The 23,629-nt window shown below is 41.1% G+C and carries 20 protein-coding genes and 5 pseudogenes; 5 read left to right on the forward strand and 20 right to left on the reverse strand.

Going from position 1 to position 23,629, the window contains the following annotated elements; translation table 11 throughout:
• Nucleotides 1–3: 3 nt before the first annotated feature.
• From NDM98_RS11045 to glcT, 5 genes and pseudogenes are all read right to left on the reverse strand, one after another.
• Entirely contained in the window at nt 4–354 is a 351-nt protein-coding gene (locus tag NDM98_RS11045; protein ID WP_251607470.1) for a hypothetical protein, read from the reverse strand.
• Nucleotides 347–724 carry a hypothetical protein gene (locus NDM98_RS11050; protein WP_251607473.1) on the reverse strand — a complete coding sequence of 126 codons (378 nt, stop codon included), beginning with the start codon at nt 722–724 and terminating at the stop codon, nt 347–349. The genes NDM98_RS11045 and NDM98_RS11050 overlap by 8 nt, the downstream gene beginning before the upstream one ends.
• A gap of 17 nt (nt 725–741) precedes the next feature.
• Nucleotides 742–1,128 (reverse strand): hypothetical protein, encoded by a 387-nt coding sequence (locus NDM98_RS11055; protein ID WP_251607476.1) that lies wholly within the window; start codon nt 1,126–1,128, stop codon nt 742–744.
• Nucleotides 1,129–1,620: 492 nt separating this feature from the next.
• A pseudogene (gene ptsG, locus NDM98_RS11060) lies at nt 1,621–3,661 on the reverse strand (glucose-specific PTS transporter subunit IIBC).
• Nucleotides 3,662–3,818: 157 nt separating this feature from the next.
• Nucleotides 3,819–4,649, reverse strand: a complete 831-nt coding sequence (gene glcT, locus NDM98_RS11065) for a glucose PTS transporter transcription antiterminator GlcT (RefSeq protein ID WP_251607478.1) — start codon at nt 4,647–4,649, stop codon at nt 3,819–3,821.
• 152 nt (nt 4,650–4,801) lie between these two features.
• On the opposite strand from glcT, the pseudogene NDM98_RS11070 reads away from it, so the two are divergent.
• Nucleotides 4,802–6,116, forward strand: a pseudogene (locus NDM98_RS11070) (FAD-dependent oxidoreductase).
• A 62-nt stretch (nt 6,117–6,178) separates the two neighbouring features.
• On the opposite strand, the gene NDM98_RS11075 reads toward NDM98_RS11070, so the two are convergent.
• From NDM98_RS11075 to NDM98_RS11110, 8 genes and pseudogenes are all read right to left on the reverse strand, one after another.
• Nucleotides 6,179–6,817, reverse strand: coding sequence for a thymidine kinase (locus NDM98_RS11075; RefSeq protein ID WP_251607481.1), 639 nt, complete (start codon nt 6,815–6,817; stop codon nt 6,179–6,181).
• Between the two features lie 132 nt (nt 6,818–6,949).
• Nucleotides 6,950–7,192, reverse strand: coding sequence for a type B 50S ribosomal protein L31 (locus NDM98_RS11080; RefSeq protein ID WP_251607483.1), 243 nt, complete (start codon nt 7,190–7,192; stop codon nt 6,950–6,952).
• A 100-nt stretch (nt 7,193–7,292) separates the two neighbouring features.
• Nucleotides 7,293–8,579 carry a transcription termination factor Rho gene (rho, locus tag NDM98_RS11085; RefSeq protein ID WP_251607486.1) on the reverse strand — a complete coding sequence of 429 codons (1,287 nt, stop codon included), beginning with the start codon at nt 8,577–8,579 and terminating at the stop codon, nt 7,293–7,295.
• 789 nt (nt 8,580–9,368) lie between these two features.
• Nucleotides 9,369–10,334 (reverse strand): class II fructose-bisphosphatase, encoded by a 966-nt coding sequence (gene glpX / locus NDM98_RS11090; RefSeq protein WP_251607488.1) that lies wholly within the window; start codon nt 10,332–10,334, stop codon nt 9,369–9,371.
• Nucleotides 10,335–10,371: 37 nt separating this feature from the next.
• Nucleotides 10,372–11,655 carry a UDP-N-acetylglucosamine 1-carboxyvinyltransferase gene (gene murA, locus NDM98_RS11095; RefSeq protein WP_251607491.1) on the reverse strand — a complete coding sequence of 428 codons (1,284 nt, stop codon included), beginning with the start codon at nt 11,653–11,655 and terminating at the stop codon, nt 10,372–10,374.
• Nucleotides 11,656–11,807: 152 nt separating this feature from the next.
• Nucleotides 11,808–12,452 (reverse strand): fructose-6-phosphate aldolase, encoded by a 645-nt coding sequence (fsa, locus tag NDM98_RS11100; RefSeq protein ID WP_251609096.1) that lies wholly within the window; start codon nt 12,450–12,452, stop codon nt 11,808–11,810.
• Between the two features lie 98 nt (nt 12,453–12,550).
• Nucleotides 12,551–13,415: pseudogene (fba, locus tag NDM98_RS11105) on the reverse strand (class II fructose-1,6-bisphosphate aldolase).
• A 285-nt stretch (nt 13,416–13,700) separates the two neighbouring features.
• The gene (locus tag NDM98_RS11110; protein ID WP_251607494.1) at nt 13,701–14,054 is read right to left on the reverse strand and encodes a response regulator; all 354 of its coding nucleotides are present in this window, start codon (nt 14,052–14,054) and stop codon (nt 13,701–13,703) included.
• A gap of 182 nt (nt 14,055–14,236) precedes the next feature.
• On the opposite strand from NDM98_RS11110, the gene NDM98_RS11115 reads away from it, so the two are divergent.
• Nucleotides 14,237–14,764 (forward strand): DUF2529 family protein, encoded by a 528-nt coding sequence (locus NDM98_RS11115; RefSeq protein WP_251607495.1) that lies wholly within the window; start codon nt 14,237–14,239, stop codon nt 14,762–14,764.
• Between the two features lie 154 nt (nt 14,765–14,918).
• On the opposite strand, the gene NDM98_RS11120 is transcribed toward NDM98_RS11115, so the two are convergent.
• From NDM98_RS11120 to NDM98_RS11135, 4 genes are all read right to left on the reverse strand, one after another.
• Complete coding sequence (locus NDM98_RS11120) at nt 14,919–15,743, reverse strand: nuclease-related domain-containing protein (RefSeq protein ID WP_251609098.1); 825 nt, start codon at nt 15,741–15,743, stop codon at nt 14,919–14,921.
• Nucleotides 15,744–16,264: 521 nt separating this feature from the next.
• Entirely contained in the window at nt 16,265–17,860 is a 1,596-nt protein-coding gene (gene pyrG / locus NDM98_RS11125) for a CTP synthase (protein WP_251607498.1), read from the reverse strand.
• Between the two features lie 207 nt (nt 17,861–18,067).
• On the reverse strand, nt 18,068–18,598 hold the full coding sequence (gene rpoE, locus NDM98_RS11130) for a DNA-directed RNA polymerase subunit delta (RefSeq protein WP_251607501.1): 531 nt from the start codon (nt 18,596–18,598) through the stop codon (nt 18,068–18,070).
• A 122-nt stretch (nt 18,599–18,720) separates the two neighbouring features.
• Nucleotides 18,721–19,332, reverse strand: a complete 612-nt coding sequence (locus NDM98_RS11135) for a TetR/AcrR family transcriptional regulator (RefSeq protein ID WP_251607504.1) — start codon at nt 19,330–19,332, stop codon at nt 18,721–18,723.
• A 343-nt stretch (nt 19,333–19,675) separates the two neighbouring features.
• On the opposite strand from NDM98_RS11135, the pseudogene NDM98_RS24645 reads away from it, so the two are divergent.
• Nucleotides 19,676–19,915 (forward strand): annotated as a pseudogene (locus tag NDM98_RS24645) (phospholipase D-like domain-containing protein); the annotation flags it as partial.
• A gap of 298 nt (nt 19,916–20,213) precedes the next feature.
• A complete protein-coding gene (locus NDM98_RS11145; RefSeq protein WP_251607507.1) occupies nt 20,214–20,660 on the forward strand; it encodes a phospholipase D-like domain-containing protein in 447 nt (148 codons plus the stop codon).
• Here NDM98_RS11145 and NDM98_RS24650 read toward each other — a convergent pair.
• The 3 genes and pseudogenes from NDM98_RS24650 to NDM98_RS11160 form a co-directional block, all read right to left on the reverse strand.
• A pseudogene (locus NDM98_RS24650) lies at nt 20,657–21,140 on the reverse strand (DUF456 domain-containing protein). The gene NDM98_RS11145 and the pseudogene NDM98_RS24650 overlap by 4 nt on opposite strands.
• An 8-nt stretch (nt 21,141–21,148) precedes the next feature.
• Nucleotides 21,149–22,819 (reverse strand): arginine--tRNA ligase, encoded by a 1,671-nt coding sequence (argS, locus tag NDM98_RS11155; protein WP_251607510.1) that lies wholly within the window; start codon nt 22,817–22,819, stop codon nt 21,149–21,151.
• Between the two features lie 30 nt (nt 22,820–22,849).
• Nucleotides 22,850–23,293: a YwiB family protein gene (locus tag NDM98_RS11160; protein WP_251607513.1), complete on the reverse strand. Its 444-nt coding sequence runs from the start codon at nt 23,291–23,293 to the stop codon at nt 22,850–22,852.
• A gap of 141 nt (nt 23,294–23,434) precedes the next feature.
• Here NDM98_RS11160 and NDM98_RS11165 point away from each other — a divergent pair, with 141 nt between their 5' ends.
• On the forward strand, nt 23,435–23,608 hold the full coding sequence (locus NDM98_RS11165; RefSeq protein WP_251607516.1) for a CsbD family protein: 174 nt from the start codon (nt 23,435–23,437) through the stop codon (nt 23,606–23,608).
• Nucleotides 23,609–23,629 lie beyond the last annotated feature (21 nt).

Raw genomic sequence — 23,629 nt, forward strand, 5'->3', positions numbered from 1 at the left:
CACTTAAGAAGACTCTCGCTCTTTTTTGAGCCAAAGGTAGGAATCAGTAAGTTCAAAGACCATCAATAGCAGAAGCATAAATGAGACTAATAGCATTTTCCAAAGTTCCAATTCAATAAATGTCCATAATAAGATACCGATTAAAAGGATAAAAGCAGGAAAAAACTTCGCATGCTTAAACCGCTTCTCCGCCGTAATCTTGCCACCGCCTGCTTGTGTCGCCTTTCCTATCAATCTACCAACCAGAACAGCCACACTAGCAAGCAGTGCAAATAAAAGACTTCCGTTTATCAAATAAGTCGTAACAATCAACCAGAGAAACATCAAAGCATTTCCAACCTTATCACTAAACATTACGATTCTCCTCTTGTAAAAGCTCCAGTTGTTCTTTTTTATACCACACATACGAATTAATAAAATTAAAAACCGCCAATATCAAAAAACAAGACGCAATTAAAATGCGGCGCCATAAGCTAAGGTCAAACCCATAAAAAAAGAATAGTGCAGCAATCCCAACCCACAGCAAGCTGTTCCATATCGAAGTGAATAATTCCTTCTTAGCCGTCTCTCGTTCCTTTATTACTTCAACATGATAGCCAATCACAGAGGCAAGCGTTATAGCCAAACCCCAACCTACAAGCATCAACCAACTTACCTCAACAATAAAAAGGAACATAATAAAAAGAATCGGTGAAATAATCATCAAATGCCTTTTTGCGACCATATTAAATCACACCCTACTCAATCAGATTGAAGGTCTGCCTCTTGCTCCCTCTCCTTTTTGTACCAAAAATATGAATCTAGAAAATCCAAAACAGCGGTAATAAGAAGGAGAACCGTCACTAAAACCTGACGCCAGAGCGCAAGATCTGAATCTACCCACCAAAATGCAACAATAAGTCCAATCCATACAATTGTTAACCATTTTGACATCCTGAACTGACTCTTACCAGAAGCGCCCCACATGCCCACCTCTAGCTTATAGCCAATCATCGCAGCAATAAATATCACTATTACCATAAAAAGCGTATAAAACAAACCCGAATCTAAAATCAGAAAAAATATTCCCAACCATACCGGCGCTAAATACACCTGATACTTTTTATCTATCACATCATCATCTCCCATAAAGCAACTACCTTACTCCGACTATACATGATTACCTTTTATAGAACAATTAGGAACTAATTACCGATCTACTTCTTGATAACTCCCCTTCTCTCTTGGTATTCCACAAACGTTCTTGCTATCTCGGCACTGTTCTTGCTACGTGTAGTTTCCGCTTGGTATCAGGTTCTGCTTCTTGCCAAATCCCCGCTCCCCCTTGCTTACCCCCACATTTCTCTTACTAAAATTGTCTGGCTCTTGGTTTTTTCCTTTTTCCGCTTAGTATCAGAGTCCACTTCTTGCCAAGCCCCCCATCCGTCTTGCTTTCTCCCAGTTTTCTCTTGCTATCATGCTTTGGTTCTTGATGTTTCCCTTATGCCGCTTGGTAAAAGGCTCTGCTTCTTGCTAAGTCCCCGATCCGTCTTGCTTTTCTCCCGCTTTACGCTCTTCCACCAGCCACACCCGCAACCACAAAAAAAGCCAGAGCGTCTCCACTCTGGCTTCTCGTACTAGTTATTCAGCTTTTTTGATCATTAATACGTTTTCTTCACCTGCATTCGCTTCTCCTGATTGGAGCAGCTGAATGAATTCGTCTTCTGCTAAGTTCGTGAAGACAATTGGTGTGATAATGGAGGCTGCTTTTTCTGAGATAACAGCTGTATCAAAGCGCAGCAATTCTTGTCCTTGTGTCACTTTATCTCCTTGCTCAACTAATGCTTCAAAGCCTTCACCTTTTAGGTGAACGGTATCGATTCCTACATGGATTAGAATTTCTTTTCCAGATTCATCGACGATTCCGAGTGCATGCTTTGTTGGGAAGAAGTTCACGATGGTTCCGTTTACCGGAGAGTGAACCACTCCTTCTGTTGGTTCAATGGCAAATCCGTCACCCATCATTTTACCGGCAAATACGTTATCAGGCACGTCGGTGATTGGGAGGATTTTTCCTGTAATCGGAAGTGTAAAATTAAAGTCACCTGGTTCACCATCTGTTTCAACAACTGTTTCGACTTCTTCAATTGGTGATGGAGTTTTTCCAGAAATGATGTCTTGAATTTGACCTTTTAATTGATCTGATTTTGGTCCAAATATCGCTTGGATGTTTTGACCTACTTGCATGACTCCTGAAGCACCTAGCTTCTTCAGTCTGTCTTTTTTCACTTGATCCACGTCTTTTACTGAGACACGCAAACGAGTGATACACGCGTCAAGATTGCTGATATTTTCTTTATTCCCTAATGCTTTTAATACTTCGTAAGGAAGATCTCCAACTGGAGCGGAACTAGATGCTTGTCCCTCTTCATCTTCTTCGTCTTCCTCACGACCTGGTGTCATTAGGTTGAACTTGAGAATGGCAAAACGGAATAGGACATAGTAAATGACCGAGAATCCTAGACCAACGATGATGACCCACCACCAGTCCGTGCGGTTTGGTAGGACGCCATAAAGCAAGAAGTCAATAACTCCCCCCGAGAAGCTCATACCGATTTTTACATCTAGTAGATACATCAGTAAAAACGAGAGACCCGCAATAAGAGTGTGAATCACAAACAAAATGGGTGCAACAAACAAGAAACTAAATTCAAGTGGTTCCGTGATTCCTGTTAAAAAGGCTGTAAGAGCTGCTGATCCCATGAGTCCAGCTACGATTTTCTTGTGCTTTGGTTTTGCACAGTGATAGATAGCAAGTGCAGCAGCTGGAAGACCAAACATCATGAATGGGAACTTACCAACCATAAAGGCTCCGGCTGTTGGTTCAACACCATCACGAATTTGTGCAAAGAACATCGCCTGGTCACCTTTAATTAATTCTCCGGCTGCATTTGTATAGGTACCAAATTCAAACCAGAAAGGTGAGTAGAAAATGTGATGTAATCCAAAAGGAATTAATGCGCGTTCGATCACACCAAAGATGTACACACTTAGTGCCTGGACTTGCTTCTGTCATGAAATACGAGAAAGAATTAAGTCCTGTTTGAATAAATGGCCATACAAAATGTAAGAGAACCCCTACAAAAATCGCAAAAAATGCTGTTGCAATTGGTACAAAACGTTTCCCTGCAAAGAATCCTAAGTATTGCGGAAGATTAATATTATAATATTTGTTAAAGGTAAATGATGCTAAGAGCCCTGCTATGACACCGCCAAATACCCCTGTTGATAAGGTGGAAATCCCAAGTACATTTGCATATGCTGGGTCTTCCGCTACCATGTCTGGTGTGATACCTCCCATGGTGCCCATTGTTACGTTAATAATTAAAAATCCAATAATTGCAGCTAGTCCCGCTACACCGTCCCCGTTTGAAAGGCCGATTGCAACCCCAACGGCAAAGAGTAGTGGCAAGTTAGCAAAGACAATATCACCAGTCTCAAGCATTAAAGTTGAGATCATCGAAAAGATGTCGTTGCCTAAAAATGGCATAGCACTAAGAATATCCTGATTTTGCATTGCATCACCAAATGCTAATAAGATACCAGCAGCAGGCAAAAGTGCAACCGGAAGCATAAGAGCTCGTCCCATGCGTTGTAAGACACCAAAAGCTTGTTTAAACATGATAAAACCCCCTAAAGTAGTTGTAAATCCACATAAAAAAGGCATGAGGGAAAGAACGCTCGTGACCGAGTAGGATAGACTCCTCCTACGGTACATACGAACGTTTTCTTTCTCTCATGCCTGCATCACCAGTAACACGTTCAAGAAAACGATAGGTTTATATTTGAGTGAGACGCTGCAAATGAAGCGTGAGATACACTGCTTCACCCTCAGGAATTTGCTTCTTAAGGGACTGTTGCATCACTTTTATGAGATTCCATGACAAATTATAGCACACGGGATATTCCTTTTGCAATACTTCTTTAAGCGCTTCCATCGGATCGAGATACTTTTCTTCTTCTATTCGTTCAATTGCAAAATGCAGGTGACGTACAAGCCTTAAATAATTAAGCTCTGTCCGATCGACTTTTATCTGCAATCGCTGTTCAATGATTTCTACTAACTGAGCAATCAATCGAGTATGAGCATTTACATCTTGAAGACTTCGATTTGTTATCCCGCTATGAATATGTAAGGCAATAAATCCAATTTCACTATCAGGTAATAAAACGTCCAGTTTATCAATTACATATTCCCTAATATCAGAAGCTACTTTAAATTCCTTTGGGTACGCGAGCTCCGTTTCTTTTAGAAAAGGATTCGTAATTGCCTGCCCCTGCTTGATTCGTTTAATTGCATAAAACAAGTGATCGGTTAAGGCGACATGAATGTGCTCATATAGTCTTATTTGAAGTTTATCTTCAATCATCTCAATCACATCATTCATCAGATCAAGAAATGATTCATCTATATAATGCATCAACTGTTGATATTGCTTTTGTTCTGTCTCTTCTTTTAAGACAAAAAATTTCTCAGCTTGCTCGCTCCCCACCTCGTCACCTGGTGACTTTCCAAAGCCTAAGCCTTTTCCAATCAGAACAACTTCATCGTAATCAGGATGATGAACCACTAAGACATTATTATTTAATACTTTTTTTACTATGAGCATGTCGCACAAGCCCCTCTCAAATCCTAAAAAGACTGCTCTCATCATACGAAAGGTTACATCTTTCGTCAATAACTTGCTTTATTAGCTGTTTCAGCAAGGAGGTGTTAGGGAATCCTTATGGAGAGTAATAGACGGACTAGTGAGGTGTTGGGATGAACTATGTCATTATCGGTGGAGACGCTGCTGGTATGAGTGCGGCGATGCAAATCGTTCGTAACGACCAGGATGCAAACATTACGGTGCTAGAAAGTGGTACGTATTATTCCTACGCTCAATGCGGCTTACCGTACTTGTTAAGCGGGGTTGTGGAAGAAGCAGATCAGCTAGTTGCACGAAATGTTGATACGTTTCGAGAAAAACATGGAATTGATGCTCGTATCAATCATACGGTGACAGGTATTGATCCAACGAACAAAACAGTGAGTGGTGATGACTTCTCAGTGAAATATGATAAGTTATTAATCGCCACAGGAGCAAGGCCGATTGAGCCAGATTGGGACGGAATAAACCTCGGCCGCATTCACACGTTAAAAACGATTCCGGATGCTTTAAGAATTATGAAAAATCTAACCGATGAGGTCAAACACGTGACGATTGTAGGCGGCGGTTATATCGGATTAGAGGTTGCTGAGAACTTGGTGTTACTCGGTAAAAAGGTCACCATTATTAACCGATCCGAGTCTAGGTGCTGGTTTTGAAAAGAGCATGTCCACACTGATCCAGGAAGAAGCTAATAAACATGGAGTCGAGCTTGAGCTTGGCGAGACCGTGCAAAGCTTTAAAGGAGATCGGAATGGTGTTGTCTCTGAGGTCGTTACAGCAAACAAAACGATACAAACCGATATGGTTATTGCGGCAGTTGGTGTCACACCAAATACAGACTTTCTTCAAGGGAGTGGCATTCACCTCTCTGATAAGGGAGCTATTAAAGTAAATGCATATCTAGAATCCAACATGCCAGATATCTATGCAGCCGGCGATTGTGCCACCCAGTACCACAGACTAAAGCAAAAGGATGACTTCCTTCCACTTGGTACACACGCTAATAAACAAGGAAGACTAGCAGGCTTAAATATGATTGGGGCAGCTCGTCCGTTTCAAGGTGTTGTCGGAACGGCCATTATGCAATTCTTTGATTTAACTTTAGCCAAAACCGGCTTATCGTCTGTTGAAGCACAGGAGCTTGGCTTTCCTTGTGCCATTTCCGAGACGGAAACCTCAACAAGTGCTGCGTATCACCCCAATGCCGAGCGACTAAACAGTCTGTTAGTGTACCATGGTGATACAGAGCAAGTACTTGGCGGGCAATTCATCGGAAAAACAGGCGTCGATAAACGAGTTGATGTTCTCGCAACTGCGCTTTATTACAGAGTCACGATGGAGGAGATAGAGAATTTGGACTTATCCTACGCTCCACCTTATAACAGTGTGTGGGATCCAATACAGCAAACGGCAAGAAGAAGGTAGCTGAACAAGTAAGGTGAGACTCATATACATAAGTCTCACCTTAAAAAGTCCAGACGCAGAGTCTAGACGTTCCCTATTTCTTCTTGTTCAACCGTCTCTTCCTTTTCCGTAAAAAAACGAGATGGCTCGTCCGGCACGCTGTGGCAGTGGCGACATCGTGGTTCGTAGGATTCCGAAGCTCCAACAAGGATAATTGGATCATTGTAGGATGCAGGTTCACCGTTAATCAGTCGCTGAGTCCGACTAGCCGATGCGGAACAGCTTGCACATACCGCTTGTAGCTTTGTTACTTGTTCGGCGACAGCCATTAGTTTCATCGTTGGTCCAAATGGTTCACCGCGGAAGTCTAGGTCAAGTCCCGCACAAATCACTCGTAGGCCACGATCAGCAAGCTGACTTGCCGCTTCTATGATTTCCGCATCAAAAAATTGCACTTCGTCTATGGCAACAACTACCGTGTCTTCATCTACTGCTGCAAGTAGGTCCGCTGCGTTCCCTACAGGCTCCGCCCACACTTTGTTCCCGTTATGAGATACAACTTCCTCCACGCTATATCGGTTATCCAGCAATGGTTTAAATACTTGTGCTTTTAGTTTTCCGAATCCTACCCGACGTACTCGGCGAATAAGTTCTTCTGATTTTCCTGAGAACATGCCACCACATATTACTTCTATCTGGCCTTCTTGATTATAATTACTCATTGGAACCCACCTTACTTTGGTCTTTTATCATACGATATCGCACTTGATGATGTATGTATAGAGTTTGTCTTATGATAGATGCTATGTATAGACAGAAAAAAAGCAGGCAAGTGAACCTGCCCGCTATATTTCTTATAGGTTGTATTTCTTTTTGAAACGGTCAACACGGCCGCCAACATCGTTAAGCTTCTGCTTACCAGTGTAGAACGGGTGTGAATCAGAACTGATCTCAACTTTAAGAAGTGGGTACGTGTTACCGTCTTCCCATTCAACTGTCTCAGCAGATCCTTTTGTAGAACCACTCAAAAATTTGAAGCCTGTGCTTGTGTCTAAAAAGACAACCTTTTGGTAATTAGGATGGATATCCTGTTTCATAATCTTTCATCTCCTTTTGCCCTGAATCTCTTCGAAACAGAGTTGTTCGCACACGGTAGAATTATATCAAGTCCGCATTATAATTGCAACAGCGTTTTTGTTATGATTTAGAGCTTACAGGTCTTTTTCTAACACCCTTCATATCTTGATCTAAGGCGTCAAAAAATTCATCATTTGTTTTTGTGTCTTTTACTCGCTTAATGAACTGATCCACATAATCAGGAGAATCATTCATCGTTTTGCGAATTGTCCACAGTTTATCTAGCTGTGACTTCTCAATAAGAAGCTCTTCTTTACGTGTTCCGGAACGACGAATATCAATAGATGGGAAGATACGACGTTCAGAAAGCTTACGGTCAAGATGAAGCTCCATATTCCCTGTCCCTTTAAATTCTTCATAAATGACGTCATCCATACGAGAGCCAGTTTCCACTAAGGCTGTCGCCAGAATCGTTAAGCTGCCACCTTCTTCAATGTTACGAGCAGCACCAAAGAATCGTTTTGGACGGTGGAATGCAGCCGGATCAATACCACCGGAAAGCGTTCGCCCACTTGGTGGCAGGTGTAGGTTGTAGGCTCTAGCAAGACGAGTAATACTATCCATTAGTATAACAACGTCTTTTTTATGCTCAACTAAACGCATCGCACGTTCTAAAACTAACTCAGCTACCTTGATATGATTCTCCGGTAACTCGTCAAATGTTGAACTAATGACTTCACCTTTTACTGAACGTTCAATATCCGTTACTTCCTCAGGGCGCTCATCAATTAATAAAACCATTAATTCTACATCCGGATGATTATCTGCGATACTGTTTGCTACTTCTTTCATAAGTGAGGTTTTACCTGCTTTTGGAGGGGCAACAATTAAACCACGCTGTCCAAAACCAATGGGAGAGATGATGTCAATAATACGCGACGAAACTCTGCCTGGTTTTGACTCAAGCTCAATTTTCACCTCAGGATATAGAGGTGTTAAGGCTGGAAAGTATGGGCGGTCTTTTGATGTTTCAGGCGCTTTACCATTAACAGCTTCAACATGTAAAAGTCCATGATACCGTTCATTCTCTTTTGGAGGACGAACCTTGCCCGATACCTTATCTCCCTTACGTAGATCAAAACGACGAATTTGGGAAGCAGAGATATAGATATCCTCAACGCTTTGAGTGTAGGCGATTGGTCTTAAGAAACCAAACCCTTCATTTGGCACAATATCTAACACACCTTCCATAAACATTAAGCCATCTTTCTCAGCCTGGCCTTTTAGTATGGAAAATATTAATTCTCTTTTTGTTAGTTTACTATAGTAGGAAACTTTATATTCCTTTGCAAGCTCATAGAGCTCCTTAAGTTTTAATTTTTCAAGCTCAGCAATGTGGACACTCATTCTTACACCACGTTTCTATTAAATTTCATGAAATTCTTTGAAAGCGCTATTCAACTAGTCAATCATCATTTCTTTTTTACAGAACAACACAAAATAGACTATAGCCAATTTTTAACAACTCTTGGTACATAGATTGGAGATTCGTTATTCAGCGCTTAAGTCAACTTGGGAGTATGTGTACGTTATCCATTAATATCTAAATAGGAGAATTCGTGGAGAAATGATTTCGCGGATCATGTATGATAGCGAGTATATTATTCCATTCTACCCTAAAACACATAGAATATTCAATAGCCGTGTGAAAAATAGAGGTTTGTACACAGTTTGAAAGGGGAGTTCGTAAAGGTCAATTGAGAGAAGACGGGGATCTGCAGTCTTGCCGCTCCCTGGATGAGGGGCACGCTTTCCGTGGGCGGGCGCCCGCCTAATTTGGCTTTGCCAAATCATTTCAACACTGCCCGTAAGTCCCACTGGAGTCGGCCTCCCCCATCCCGTCCGCTAGCTTGGAGCGTCTGGATTTCGGCAGATTATTACCTAGTTATTAATTTCATTTAGTATCTTAGTGTAACGGAAAAAATCATTACATTTAATCAACATGGAAAGAACTTAGGACATTACTAAACAAGTGAATATCAAGGCGAACATCTTGAATGAATTACTCAATCTTCGGTTGGTCAGCTTTCTTTTTTGATGAACAAAAAAACGAGCCATTATGTGAGTTAATCAACATAATGGCTCGGCTCTTCAAATAGCTAAGACATTTCTGTCGCAGCTTCTTTATATTTGGTATTATCTTATAACTAGATCAGGCTTCTTCTTCATACTGTGAGTACCGTCTACAAAACGGATGGTACCTGATTTGGCTCTCATGACGATTGATTGTGTATCGGCATTTTTCCCTTTGTAACGGACACCTCTTAGAAGCTCACCGTCTGTTACGCCAGTGGCTGCAAAGATACAATCATCCCCACCTACAAGATCATCCATCATAAATACTTTGTCAATTACTTCAATGCCCATTTTGCGACAGCGTTCAACCTCTGCATCGTTTTGAGGCAGTAGTCTTCCTTGTAGCTCTCCGCCCAAGCATTTTAATCCAGCTGCTGCAATAACACCTTCAGGAGCGCCACCAGATCCAAGCATAATATCTACGCCCGTATCTCCAAATGCGGTATTAATTGCCGCTGCGACGTCACCATCAGAAAGCAACTTAATTCTGGCTCCAGCTGCACGGATTTCCTGAATCATTTTTGTATGGCGTTCACGATTAAGAATCGTTACAACCAAGTCTTCAATATCTTTATTTTTAGCCTTAGCTACAGCACGTAGGTTATCAATAACCGGAGCGTCAATGTCAACTAAACCAACAGATTCTGGACCAACAGCAATCTTTTCCATGTACATATCAGGGGCATTCAGAAGTTGTCCGTTATCAGCAACAGCAAGCACTGCTAAAGCATTCCACTGACCGTATGCTACGATATTTGTACCTTCTAGGGGATCAACAGCAATGTCCACACGTGGACCATAGCCATTTCCTAACTTCTCTCCAATATAGAGCATAGGAGCCTCGTCCATTTCTCCCTCACCAATGACAACCGTTCCTTTCATTGGAATCGTATCAAACACATCTCGCATCGCTTCAGTTGCTGCTCGATCCGCTTCTTCTTTATTACCTCTTCCCATCCAACGTCCGGATGCAAGAGCTGCCGCTTCTGTTACTCGGACTAGCTCCATCGATAAACTTCTCTCCATTTTAAGACCCCTTCCAGTACAAAAAGTAGTTTCTCTATTAGCTTTTGACTTGCTCTCGTTCCTCTTCAGACATTTGCTCACGCCAAATACGCGCACCAAGTCCAACAAGCTTTTCTTCTAAGTTCTCATATCCTCGGTCAACATGCTCTAATCCAGAAAGCTCAGTTACTCCTTCTGCCATTAATCCAGCGATAAGTAACGCCGCTCCGGCTCGGAGGTCACTTGCTCTGACTTTTGCTCCTTGTAAAGCAGTTGCCCCATTAATAATGGCTGACCGACCCTCTACCTTTACATCTGCACCCATACGACGAATCTCATCAATATGCTTAAACCGGGCATTATAGATGGTGTCGGTTACAATACTTGTGCCTGTTGCCTGTGTGAGTAACGTCGTAAACGGTTGTTGCAAGTCAGTTGGGAATCCTGGGTAGACAAGCGTTTTGATATCTACTCCGGTTTTGGGCTTATGATTTTCAATCAGGACCTGGTCATCTCGTTCTTCCACCGAGACTCCCATTTCTCTTAATTTAGCTATTAGTGATTCAACGTGATAAGGAATAATATTATCTACAACTACCTTCTGCCCAATAGCTGCTGCGAGAATCATATATGTACCCGCTTCAATTCGGTCAGGAATGATCGTATGACGGCACCCATGAAGTGACTCCACTCCATCGATACGAATAACATTTGTTCCCGCCCCTTTGATCTTTGCTCCCATATTGGTTAGAAGTGTTGCAACATCAATGATTTCCGGTTCTTTTGCTGCATTTTCAATCACTGTTTGCCCTTTTGCAAGTACTGCAGCCAACATGATATTAATTGTGGCTCCCACGCTTACTACATCTAGATAAATTCTCGCACCTCGTAATTCTTCAGCACGCAAATAGATCGCACCTTGCTCGTTGGTTACTTTGGCGCCTAGTGCTTCAAATCCTTTTATATGTTGATCAATAGGACGTGGACCTAAATTACAGCCCCCCGGAAGACCTATGACTGCTTTTTTGAATTTCCCTAACATTGCACCCATCAAATAATACGAAGCTCGTAATTGCTTCACTCGCCCATTTGGAAGTGGCATTGAGAACATATTTTCCGGATGAATTGTCATTTCATGATCATTTAAATGAACATTTCCACCAATTTCTTTTAACAACTCTGACAAAAGCTCCACATCAGAAATGGCTGGTAGGTTATCTATTGTTACGGGGCTATCCGCCAAAATAGCTGCTGGAATCAATGCAACTGCACTATTTTTCGCACCGCCTATTTGTACGGTTCCTTCAAGAGGATACCCGCCTTCAATCATTAATTTATCCATGATCGCATCCCTTCTTTCCTCGTTCCGTCCTTCTAACCAGTATAGCCAAGTTCGTCTTCATCTTAACAATTAAAATTGACATAAACTGGGCAGAAGGACGGACCAAAATCGCTTATACAAAAAGCTTAGTGGTCCGCCATCTGTACTTGGAATTAGTTGTTGCGATTTTCCCAGTCTGCAAGGAACTTCTCAATACCTTGATCAGTTAATGGATGTTTTGTCAGTTGTTTAATAACATTAAGAGGAATTGTTGCAATATGTGCCCCTCTAAGTGCCGCTTCAGTTACATGAACCGGGTGGCGAACAGATGCTGCAATAATTTCTGTTGGCAATTTATGCGTTTCGAAAATAGCTGCAATTTGATCAATAAGATCTAATCCGTCATGTCCGATATCATCAAGTCTACCTAGGAACGGAGAAACATAAGTAGCTCCTGCACGCGCAGCCAATAATGCTTGTACTGCAGAGAAAACAAGTGTCACATTTGTTTTAATACCAAGCTCCGAAAAAGCATGAACTGCTTTTAAACCATCTGGAGTCATTGGCACTTTAACTGTAATATTTGGAGCAATAGCAGCTAGTTCTTTTCCTTCACTAATCATCGTTTCTGAATCTAGTGCAATAACCTCAGCACTAACTGACTCTGAAACTAGATCTGTAATTTCACGCAAACGATCGTGAAAATCTACACCTTCTTTTGCAACCAGGGAAGGGTTGGTTGTAACCCCAGAAAGAATGCCTAACTCTTTTGCTTCACGAATCTCATTTATATTCGCTGTATCAATAAAGAATTTCATCTCTAACACATCGCTTTCTAAGATAGTTTTAGTGAGTCTACTTGTAAAAAAAATCGATAAAAGCAGTTCAACAGAACTGCTTTTATCATTGTACACTATTAACCCTTATTGGAAGAACCAAACTCTCTCATTTTGCCAATAACTGTTTCTTTAATGGCATCTCTAGCTTGGTCCAAGATATTTACGCGGATCGTACTCATCAGGTTTTGCAGCAAGTGTCTCACGTACTGCCTTAGCTGAAGAGATTTGGCTTTCTGTATTTACATTAATTTTGGCATGACCAAACTCAATTGCTTTTTTGATATCTTTAGTTGGGATACCAGTACCACCATGAAGAACTAGTGGAATTCCTACCAAACCATCAATTGTTTTCATGTGATCAAATCCAAGATTCGGTTCACCTTTGTATGGACCATGAACAGAACCAAGTGCAGGAGCAAAGCAGTCTACATTCGTTGCTTCAACAAGCTCTTTACATTCTTCAGGAATCGCATAAGCTGCTTCAGCATCATCTACGATTAAGTCATCTTCTTGTCCACCAATACGCCCAAGCTCTGCTTCAACAGATACTCCAACAGCGTGTGCCATTTCAACAACACGTTTAGTAATAGCAATGTTCTCTTCAAGTGGATGATGAGATCCATCAATCATTACTGAAGTAAATCCTGCACGAATTGCTTTTGCGCAGCTTTCAAGACTTGAACCATGATCAAGATGAATAGCTACTGGAGCTTCTACTCCATACTCCTCAATAAGAGCTTCAACCAATTTTACAATGGTTTTAAATCCACCCATATAACGAGCTGCTCCTTCAGATACACCAAGGATAACTGGAGAGTTCTCCTCTTTGGCTGCTTGAAGAATTGCTTGAGTAAACTCAAGGTTGTTTAAGTTAAACTGTCCAACAGCATAACTTTCTGCTTTTGCTTTGTTCAGCATTTCTGTCATTGATACTAAAGGCATAATGATGATCCTCCTACTATATATTGCAGATTTTCTTACATGAGAGCGTCAAAACTAACCGCTTGCTTAAAAGTAAGTGTCGTCCAAGCAAATTCTCTTACGTGCAGGGAGCGGCATGCATAGCCTTGTCCACTATGTACAACTAGTTGAACCAGATACGCTTCGGTTTCATTTTGGGTTCTTTTGAACGAATCCATTATAGCATATTATGAGTCAATTACATCCTTTTTACGTTGGAGATTACACGTTTTTTTTAAAATAATCACTTCTCCAATGTACAGCTTCTTATAAATGGTCTCGTATTACCTGCCTTACATCATCAATATCAAAAGGTTTCGCAAAATAATTAGCGGCACCTAATTGAATGGCTTCATTAATTAAATTTAATTCACCATAAGCCGTCATCATTATAACTTTTATATCAGGATGAGTACTCTTAATCCTTCTAAGGATCTCCAAGCCATCCATCCCTGGAATTTTCATATCCAATAAAATCAAGTCTGGATTTTCATCTTTTACAATACTAAGAGCTTGAACGCCATTAGCAGCTTGAAAAACGGTGTATCCATCTTTTTGCAAAATTTCATTGAGAAGCACACGTATGCCATATTGGTCATCAACCACCAGTAATTTTTTCAATAGTAAACCTCCTTATGCGCTAATCATTCTTTAGATCCAATGGACTATTTTCGGTGCGCTCCATAAGGATTCCTGCTTTTGTTTGCAGATTGTTAAAATTAATCGAAACATGTAAGTAAAGCGAGAAAGAATGAAGTTTGATACAATAACAAAACAGTAAAAATACCTAAAGGAGAATCCAGATGCTTAAAGTTTTTAACACCCAATTTACAGGCGCAACAAAAGCCCTACTTAACAAAGAAGAGGAACTCGAAGATGCTGCCAGACTTCTAACCCAAGCCATCACATCAAACGGCACAGTCTATATCGCCGCATTCGGAGAAATGAAAGCAATCGAAGCAGAAGCCCTATACGGAAAAGAAGCATTCCCACAAGCTGTAGAACTAAAACCATCGGATCTCGACTCGCTAACTGAGCGAGACCGCGTCCTAATCACGTCCCGCTTCTCAGACGATATAGACGCAATAAAACTAGCCAACATAGTATCCGAAAAAAATGTACCTATATTCTCTATCACAACCATAACAGAAGATGGAGCAAACTCTCTAGTCCACCTTAGCGATTTCATCCTCGACTTAAACCTTCACCAAGGCTTAGTACCAGACGAAGACGGCTCACGTATCGGTTACCCAGCCTCTCTTCTAGGACTACACGCATATTTTCTTCTATCATTGACGATTAGGGAGATGTTGGGGGAGGTTGAGGGGTAGCGTTGGTGTGACTGAGGATTTTCGAGCATGAACACTCCATTTTCGCGCACATAATAAGATTTTTCGAGCATTTTCTGAAATTTTGAGCCGTCCAGCATTATTTACGCGCAGAAGGCCTCTTTTTTTGAGCATTATTGGATTTTTTGAGCATAGGTTAAGAATTTTTGAGCATTCCGCTCCATTCATTAAGCATTCGATAAGCAGTATGTCTGGATTCGATGAGAAGAAATTCACGCGCCTCTTTATTCGTGAGCGATTTGTCCATTATGACGGAGAACTCTTCTAATGCTTGGAGATGAGCTTTTTTTGAGAAACGAAAACAGTGAGCACAGTACAAGCTTCCATTTTTTTCAGTACGAGTCATAAATGGCCTGTTGCAAAATGGACAATCCACACCTTTTCTAATATCTACGTAATTAAGCTTATAAGTTTGAAGGACAGATGGCTGATCTGGAAGATGTGACTGGCAAAGAAAATGTGCCAATTTAATTAGTTGATCGGATGTCATGGAGTTTTTATTGGAGGAAGTTTGGAAGTTTTCAAGCTTTTCCGGGAGAGCCTCAGCACGGATAACGGAGTTGGGTAATGGATTATGATCTGTCTCGATAATAGTTGTAGGATTTGTGAAAGCTACAATCGTTTTTATGGGGATGGAGGGGAAGTTTTGATTGAGGAAAAAATGCTGCAGCTGAAGTCGTTGCCTTCGAACTTGAATCAGAGGGTTGGGCAAGCTTTCTACAACATCATTCAGTTTTCTTAACATTTGACTAGCTGAATTCTCAAAACGAATACTACCTGCAAGGTTCTTCACCTCAATAATTCCAATAAACTGTGGGCACAAAATTAACGTATCTATTTGAAAAAAAGTCTGGTTAATCCCTCGAAGACGCAAATCATGCATTAGAAGAAAATCATCATTCAGAAACTGATAGTAATAATCTAATGATTGCTCTCCCTGGTACCCAAGCTCTCTTTTCATGAGATCCAAATGAACCTTCTGATAAGCCCGGTGTTTTGAATCTAACCTCGCGTGTAGTGCACGAAGCTGAATTAATCTTTTAGGAATTCTCTCTTTTTATAAATTTTTATGATGTTGCACCTCCTGTAGATAGTCAATTCATTTTCGATAAACGTATACTAATATCCTTCTAGAATCTATCATTTTTTGAGCCCTTCTGTTTTTTTGCGAAAATTTGGGCTTTCCGCTCACCTGATCATATTTTTGAGCACCTCTACTCGTTTTTTGAGCATTTTCATTTTTTTTGAGCATACTCGTTAGTTTTCCGAGCACGATGGTTCTATTTTTGCGCATTTTTGGGATTTTCGCGCACCTCACTCATGTTTTTGAGCATTCCTACTCGTTTTTTGAGCATTTTCATTTTTGGGGCATACGCGTTAGTTTTCCGCGCACCTCCCTCACATTTTTCTGAGCATTCACACCCTCTCCTCCCCAAAAAACAAAAAAAGCACAGGACCCACTCCTGTGCTTCTTCCATATTCTTATTTAACTGCAGCTTTGATAAAGTCTCTGAACAACGGCTGTGGGCGGGTTGGTCTTGAGACGAATTCTGGGTGGAACTGGGATGCGACAAAGTATGGATGGTCAGCTAGTTCGATGATTTCTACGAGGCGTCCGTCTGGGCTTGTCCCGGAGAAGATGAATCCTTCTGCTTCCATTTGTGCGCGGTATTCGTTATTAAATTCGTAACGGTGGCGGTGGCGTTCGTAGATCACTTGCTCGCCGTATGCTGCTTTTGCTACTGTTCCGTCTTGAAGTTTACATGCATAAAGTCCAAGGCGAAGGGTTCCACCTAAGTCTTCTACGTCCTTTTGTTCTGGAAGTAAATCAATGATTGGATATGGTGTTTCTGGGTTCAGCTCTGCTGAGTTGGCGTCAGTTAAGTTTAGCACATTTCGTGCGTATTCTACTGAAGCAAGCTGCATGCCTAGGCAGATTCCAAGGAACGGCACCTTGTTTTCGCGTGCGTAACGGATGGCGGTGATTTTCCCTTCGATTCCTCGATCTCCAAATCCACCAGGTACAAGTACCCCGTCTACTTCTTTCAGTAGGTCAGCAACGTTTTCCTCTGTTACTTCTTCTGCATTAATCCATTCGATCTTAATATCGGCATCGTAGGCATAACCTGCGTGACGCAATGCTTCTGCAACGGAAAGGTAGGCATCAGGTAAAGAAACGTATTTACCAACAAGACCAATGCGAACGGTATTATTTAGGTTACGAACTCGTTCAACAAGCTCTTCCCATTCGGTCATATCCGCTTGTTTTGTTTCTAATTTTAAGTGATCACATACAATGTCATCAAGCTTTTGCTTTTGCAGTGCTAATGTCACTTGGTACAACACGTCAGCGTCTTCGGCTTCGATAACCGCTTCTTTACGAATGTCGCAGAATAGTGCAATTTTCTCTTTCATTTCGTGTGGAACCGGACGCTCTGTACGAACGACGATTACGTTAGGTTGAATACCTAGTGAACGAAGCTCTTTCACACTATGTTGAGTTGGTTTTGATTTCATTTCTCCTGCTGCTGCAAGATATGGAATGAGTGTGCAGTGTACATACATCACATTTTCAAAACCGACGTCACTTTTGATCTGACGGATTGCTTCTAGGAAAGGCAGACTTTCAATATCTCCAACTGTTCCACCAATTTCTGTGATAACGATATCTGCGTTTGTTTCTCTAGCTGCACGGAACACACGCTCTTTGATTTCGTTTGTTACATGAGGAATAACTTGGACAGTTCCTCCAAGATAGTCGCCACGGCGTTCTTTTTTCAGAACGGATGAATAGATTTTCCCTGTTGTTACGTTACTATTTTGGCTTAGGTTAATGTCAATAAAACGCTCATAGTGACCTAAGTCTAAGTCTGTTTCTGCCCCGTCATCTGTTACAAATACTTCACCATGCTGGTAAGGACTCATTGTTCCTGGGTCAACGTTAATATATGGGTCAAATTTTTGAATGGTTACACTTAATCCTCTGTTCTTTAACAGTCTACCTAAAGAAGCAGCCGTAATTCCTTTACCAAGTGATGAAACGACACCGCCCGTTACGAAAATGTACTTTGTTGCCATGCTTGATCTCTCCTTTTTATTGCTCGCCTAGATGGCCGCAGATGACTGGGAAGCCGGGTAAAAACAAAAAAAACAAAAGCGGCGGACTCCCTCTATAACAGGGGGCACACGCTTTTGTTTCCATTACATCTATATCAGTTCATTATACTATTTCTTAAGCCCAAGGATGATTCTACCTAGAAAGTGTGGATAAGTCAAGTGCTTGTCTTATCGTTCTTCCTCATCCTCTTCAAATGAGTCTTCATCCTCATCGTCTTCACTTTCTTCGTCTTCTTCAAATCCATCAAGGTCTTTTTCGTCGAAGTCCTCTTCTGAAGAATCCTCTTCATTTGAGATCTCATCAAGCTCATCTTCAAGATCCTCAAACTCATCCTCTTCAGAGTCATCTAGCTCACTATCATCAACTAGATCTAAATCATCGTCATCAACTGCTTTTTTCTTCTTTTTCTTAGGAGTTGCCGCAGGAACTGGTTCTTCAATTTGATCGATTGGGTACCAAGCTTTTATGCCCCAACGATTCTCTCCCATTGTAATAAAACGACCATCTGTATTTAGGTCGGTATACAAAAAGGAAATACTATTTTTAACGTCCCCTTTGCTCATTCCTTTAATTTTAGCAATCTCGTCTACTAGCGCGTAGTATTCAATTGGTTGCTTTTTATTTTGCATGAGTTCATAAGCAATCTCTATCATAGACATTTCTTGTATTTCATCAGCAGTAAGAGTATTAAAATTCAAACCGGGCACGCCCTTTCACCATTATCTATAGGATCCAATCACAATCAATTTTTAAGATCATCTTTTTCATTATAAACATATTTTCATAAAATATGCTAGAGCTTCCTTAGAACGCGTGCTGATCAATTATGAATCAGGTTTTTAATTTGCAAGTTTATGTATTCCTCTAAGGTGAAATGTCTTCTAATTGCCCATCTCCGGAATGTCCACATTTGGCCAGCAACAAGGATATTATGTGTGATGAGCTTCATCTCTTTTTCTGTTAGATCAAGAGCTTCTTCTTTTTTACAGTCAGCAAGGATTTCTTCCATCATTGCTACCATTTCCGTCTCTTTTTTCAAAACGTATGGCAAGGTTTCTTTTGGTAAAGACTTTGTTTCCTGGTACATAACTAGCACTTCATCTTGCATGGAATCGATGACTAGAAAATACGCACGAATAGCCTCTTCTAATCGATTAATTGCTGATCCCGTCGTATGCAATTGTTTTTTTAGTCGTTCTGTTACTTCATCATAAATAGCATCACAAACTAGATAAAGCACGTCTTCTTTTGTACCAATATATTCATAGAGTGTTCCAATACTAAAACCAGATTCCTTTGCGATTTCCCTTGTTGTGGTTCGATGAAATCCCTTTTCAATAAATAAACGTACAGCTCCTTTAATAATTTGCTGACGACGTTTATTAATAAGCTGTTGATCTTTTACTAGACTTGGCACCGACTTTTTTTCCATAAGGCAACAGACTCCCTCTCACCTATTTGAACCTATTCTATCATGAGAGTTCCTAAAATTCCAAAATCGTGTTTCATGATTTCCATAAAAATTGGGCATAGTAAAAAAAACATTGTTGAGGAGTACTCATATGAAGATCACACTCACGATTATTGCTCTACTATTAATCATCATCATCTGGCTGCGGGTCGACTACCGTATTGGTTTAACTAAACTAAGGAAAACAAGGAAACAGTCGATTCAAGAAAGCCGTTATCCGTCTCTTTCCCTGATTACTACGGGTGAGGACTTTTTTGAGCGACTTTTTGCTGATATCACGGCAGCTCATCACCATGTACATATGATGTTTTATATTTTTAAAGAGGACCATATCGGAACACGTATGATTGAGCTATTGGAAAAAAGAGCTGCAGAAGGGATCGACATTATACTCATGGTTGATTGGGTAGGTTCTAAGCTTTCACGCAAAAGCATTAAACGTATGCAGGAAGCTGGCATTGTTTTCACGCACAGCCAAACTCCATCATTTCCAACGATCTTCTTCTCTCTGAACCATAGGAATCATCGAAAAATTACCATCATTGATGGGAAAATCGGTTACTTAGGTGGATTTAACGTGGGTGATGAATACCTTGGACGTAATCCCAAATTCGGATTTTGGCGTGACTTTCACCTGCGTTTTGAAGGAGATGGCGTTCAGGACTTGCAGAAACAATTTTTAACGGACCTAGATTGCACGCAAACAGATTATTTTATGAAAAAGACTTTCTATCCAAGCGCTCCCAAAAGGAGAACAAGAGGTTCGTTTGATTCCTACAGATGGAAAATATCTAGAAGCACTTTTATTAGAGACGCTAAAAAAGGCAAAAAGCTCTATCTTAATGGGTTCGCCTTATTATATACCGAGCGACATTCTGCAAGAAGAGCTCATCCAAGCAGCCCAAAATGGCATCAAGATTCAACTACTACTGCCACAAAAAGCAGACCATCCACTCGTCAAAGAAGGATCAATGCCTTACATTCAACGATTATTGGAGTCTGGTGTATCTGTCTATCATTATGACCAGGGCTTCTACCATGCAAAAGCTCTAGTCATTGACCAGAGCTTAGGATGGGTAAGTACCGCTAATCTTGATAAACGCAGCTTTCACTTAAACAGTGAAATGACCTGCATGCTGTATGTTCAAGAAAGTGTTCAAGCGGTCATGAATTGTATGCTTCGTGACATTCAAACAGCAGAAGAAATCACGATGGAATCCTTACAAAAACGCTCCCTGCTCAGTAGAAGCAAGGAGCAAATTGCCGGACTTGTATCTGGTTTGCTTTAAAAAACAAAAACCTCGACCAAAAACCAGATAATTAACACCGTTTGAATGACGGCCTTTGCAAGCGTTCCACTTAAAAAAGCAAGGAACGAGGCAAAGGCTATTTTAAAGGCATTGTTCATATTTCGATGGATAATTAATTCAACAATCAATACAAGCGCAAACGGAACAAGAATGACACCAAACGGCGGAATCACAAAGGAACCAAAAATTACTCCAATGATTCCAGCCCACTCTCCCCACTTAGAACCCCCATATTTTTTAACGAAAATATCTGGCTAAAATGTCTGCAGCAATTAATACCACCGTCAGAATGACCGCCACTGTCCAAAAGATCCAACTAAGCGACCCGTCTGTCACTCCAAATTGGTAGATCAGAAAACCAATCCAAAGTACAAGCACAGAGGGTACAATCGGAAAAATTAGTCCAGCATAACCAAGAATAAAACAGACAACAATTAGAATCCACCAAACGATATCCATAATCAGCGTTACATTTTGTCAGGTGCACTAACACCTAACAGGGCCAGAGCACTCTGCAGTGTAATCTGGGTCGATTTCATTAACGCTAACCGCGCATTACTTTTTTCTGGAGCTTCGACGTCAAGCACACGTTCTGCATTATAAAAGCTGTGCAGGGCAGTTGCTAAATCATGCACGTAGTTCGCTACCTTATGAGGCGTGCGTTTGACCGCTGCATCCGCAACAACTGCAGGATAATCTCCAATGATCTTTAACAAATCATATTCCTTTTCAGAAGCGATTGGCGAAAGATCCGTTGATGAATCATAACTTAGCCCAAGCTCATCTCCTTGACGAAGCATACTGCACACACGCGCATGCGCGTATTGTACGTAGAAGACGGGGTTCTCATTTGATTTTGAAACAGCAAGATCCATATCAAAATCCAGCTGCGTATCTAAACTTCTCATCGCAAAGAAATAACGAGTCGCATCAAGGCCTACTTCTTCCATTAGTTCACGAAGAGTTACTGCCTTACCAGTACGCTTACTCATCTTGACCTTTTCGCCGCCTTGGACCAGGCTAACCATCTGCGTAATTTGAATATCCAACTTCTCACGATCATATCCTAATGCTTCAATTGCAGCTTTCATACGCGCAATGTAACCATGATGATCTGCTCCCATCATGTCAATTAAACGATCGTACCCACGATTGAATTTGTCTTCATGGTAAGCAATGTCAGGAAGCAGATACGTGTAGCTACCATCTTTTTTAATAAGCACACGATCTTTGTCATCCCCATATTTTGTTGTTCGTAACCAGGTTGCTCCGTCTTCCTCATAAATCTCATCTTGTTTTCTTAATACATCAAGAGTACGATCAATCACTCCTGATTCATAAAGAGACATCTCAGAGAACCATGTATCAAATTCTACACGGTAATCAGCAAGGTCTACCTTTATTTTATCAAGAGCCTTATTCAGACCATACGTACGGAAAGCTTTTAGACGCGTCTCATCATCTAATTTCAGATAAGCGTCTCCCTCAGAGTCCGCAAGCTCCTGACCCATTTCAATGATGTCCTTGCCATGATAACCATCCTCAGGCATCTCTGTATCCATACCTAACGCCTGCTTGTAACGAGCTTCAACCGAATACGCAAGGTTATTAATCTGATTACCTGCATCATTAATGTAATACTCACGGCCCATTTGATAGCCGGCCTTCTCCATAATCCTAACCATCGCATCGCCAACCGCAGCTCCACGCGCGTGACCTAAATGGAGCGTTCCCGTAGGATTTGCCGATACGTACTCAACCAAGATCTTTTCTCCTTGACCTGCATCACTTGCTCCATATGAGTCTGGTTTAGCTAACACATCCGTAATCACATCACGTAAAAAAGAATTGTCCATATAAAAATTAATAAAACCCGGACCAGCAATATTCACTTTTTCTACAGATGCTTTTTCTTGATTCAAGCGCTCCGTAATTGCCTCTGCAATTTGTTTCGGTGCTTTTTTTGCAATTCTCGCTAGCTGCATCGCAATATTCGTTGCATAATCTCCGTGCGACTTTTCCTTAGGTGTCTCAAGTAAAATATCCGGAATTTCGTGCGACTCAGCTAATCCAGCTTCTACAATCGCTGCTTTGATCTCATCTTTTAAAACGTGTTTAATCTGTTCAACGCTGTTCATCTTCTTTGTGCTCCTCTAATCAAGTATTTATTAATCGTCTGCCTCTTCTAATTTTAGCCTGACTTCATGACTCCCAGTCTCCTGTCCAGCAAGCCAGAACCGATAGCGGATATAGATACGCCCACGCGGCTTCTGAATTGTTGGCCATTGCACAAGAACTACTTCCGTCTCAGCTTTTGTTTCCCATGACGCCTCAGTTGTAACATAGCGACCAAGCGTTTCCTTATTCTGCACAAACGTTTGCCTCATTAAGACATCCCCTTGACGAATAAGTGTTAGCTCTTCCCCATCCCACTTCATTGTGGTTTGAACATTTTTATCCACACCAAACGTCTCTGTAAACCGAAGATAATCCTGTGTTCCCTTGTGGTACAGTTCTCCTTCAGTTGAAAACTCATAAGAATCCAACTCACCTTGAAGCTCTATATTAGTTTGAAACGTTAAACGCAATCGTCGTTTTATCGGTTTATTCATGTGACGCACACCTTTCTCCCTTACAAGTTTAGCGAGTTTGTCGGGTACATGCAAGATACCTATTATACAATAAAATGTTTAGCTTTTAGAAAAAAGGTGAATATATACACTGTAAGCAAAAAGCAAAAGGAGGCGTTACTCATGAGTAATGGTACTGGAGATAAAATTAAAGGCGCAGCAAACAAAGCAAAAGGCGAAATTAAAGACCAAGCTGGGAACGCAACTGACAACAAATCCCTTCAAGCAAAGGGTAAAAAAGATAAAGTTAAAGGCAACGTACAAGAAGGCGTAGGAAAAGCAAAAGACGCTGAATAAATAAAATGGTAAGAACAAAGA

The sequence above is a fragment of the Alkalicoccobacillus plakortidis genome, from assembly GCF_023703085.1.
In the GTDB taxonomy this organism is placed as follows: domain Bacteria; phylum Bacillota; class Bacilli; order Bacillales; family Bacillaceae_D; genus Alkalicoccobacillus; species Alkalicoccobacillus plakortidis.

Excerpts from the sequence above, each read along its gene's own strand:
- NDM98_RS11045 (WP_251607470.1), bottom strand. The coding sequence starts at position 354 with ATGTTTAGTGATAAGGTTGGAAATGCTTTGATGTTTCTCTGGTTGATT.
- NDM98_RS11050 (WP_251607473.1), bottom strand. The coding sequence starts at position 724 with ATGGTCGCAAAAAGGCATTTGATGATTATTTCACCGATTCTTTTTATT.
- NDM98_RS11055 (WP_251607476.1), bottom strand. The coding sequence starts at position 1,128 with ATGGGAGATGATGATGTGATAGATAAAAAGTATCAGGTGTATTTAGCG.
- glcT (WP_251607478.1), bottom strand. The coding sequence starts at position 4,649 with ATGCTCATAGTAAAAAAAGTATTAAATAATAATGTCTTAGTGGTTCAT.
- NDM98_RS11075 (WP_251607481.1), bottom strand. The coding sequence starts at position 6,817 with ATGAGTAATTATAATCAAGAAGGCCAGATAGAAGTAATATGTGGTGGC.
- NDM98_RS11080 (WP_251607483.1), bottom strand. The coding sequence starts at position 7,192 with ATGAAACAGGATATCCATCCTAATTACCAAAAGGTTGTCTTTTTAGAC.
- rho (WP_251607486.1), bottom strand. The coding sequence starts at position 8,579 with ATGAGTGTCCACATTGCTGAGCTTGAAAAATTAAAACTTAAGGAGCTC.
- glpX (WP_251607488.1), bottom strand. The coding sequence starts at position 10,334 with ATGGAGAGAAGTTTATCGATGGAGCTAGTCCGAGTAACAGAAGCGGCA.
- murA (WP_251607491.1), bottom strand. The coding sequence starts at position 11,655 with ATGGATAAATTAATGATTGAAGGCGGGTATCCTCTTGAAGGAACCGTA.
- fsa (WP_251609096.1), bottom strand. The coding sequence starts at position 12,452 with ATGAAATTCTTTATTGATACAGCGAATATAAATGAGATTCGTGAAGCA.
- NDM98_RS11115 (WP_251607495.1), top strand. The coding sequence starts at position 14,237 with ATGCTTAAAGTTTTTAACACCCAATTTACAGGCGCAACAAAAGCCCTA.
- NDM98_RS11120 (WP_251609098.1), bottom strand. The coding sequence starts at position 15,743 with ATGAAAAGAGAGCTTGGGTACCAGGGAGAGCAATCATTAGATTATTAC.
- pyrG (WP_251607498.1), bottom strand. The coding sequence starts at position 17,860 with ATGGCAACAAAGTACATTTTCGTAACGGGCGGTGTCGTTTCATCACTT.
- NDM98_RS11135 (WP_251607504.1), bottom strand. The coding sequence starts at position 19,332 with ATGGAAAAAAAGTCGGTGCCAAGTCTAGTAAAAGATCAACAGCTTATT.
- NDM98_RS11145 (WP_251607507.1), top strand. The coding sequence starts at position 20,214 with ATGGGTTCGCCTTATTATATACCGAGCGACATTCTGCAAGAAGAGCTC.
- argS (WP_251607510.1), bottom strand. The coding sequence starts at position 22,819 with ATGAACAGCGTTGAACAGATTAAACACGTTTTAAAAGATGAGATCAAA.
- NDM98_RS11160 (WP_251607513.1), bottom strand. The coding sequence starts at position 23,293 with ATGAATAAACCGATAAAACGACGATTGCGTTTAACGTTTCAAACTAAT.
- NDM98_RS11165 (WP_251607516.1), top strand. The coding sequence starts at position 23,435 with ATGAGTAATGGTACTGGAGATAAAATTAAAGGCGCAGCAAACAAAGCA.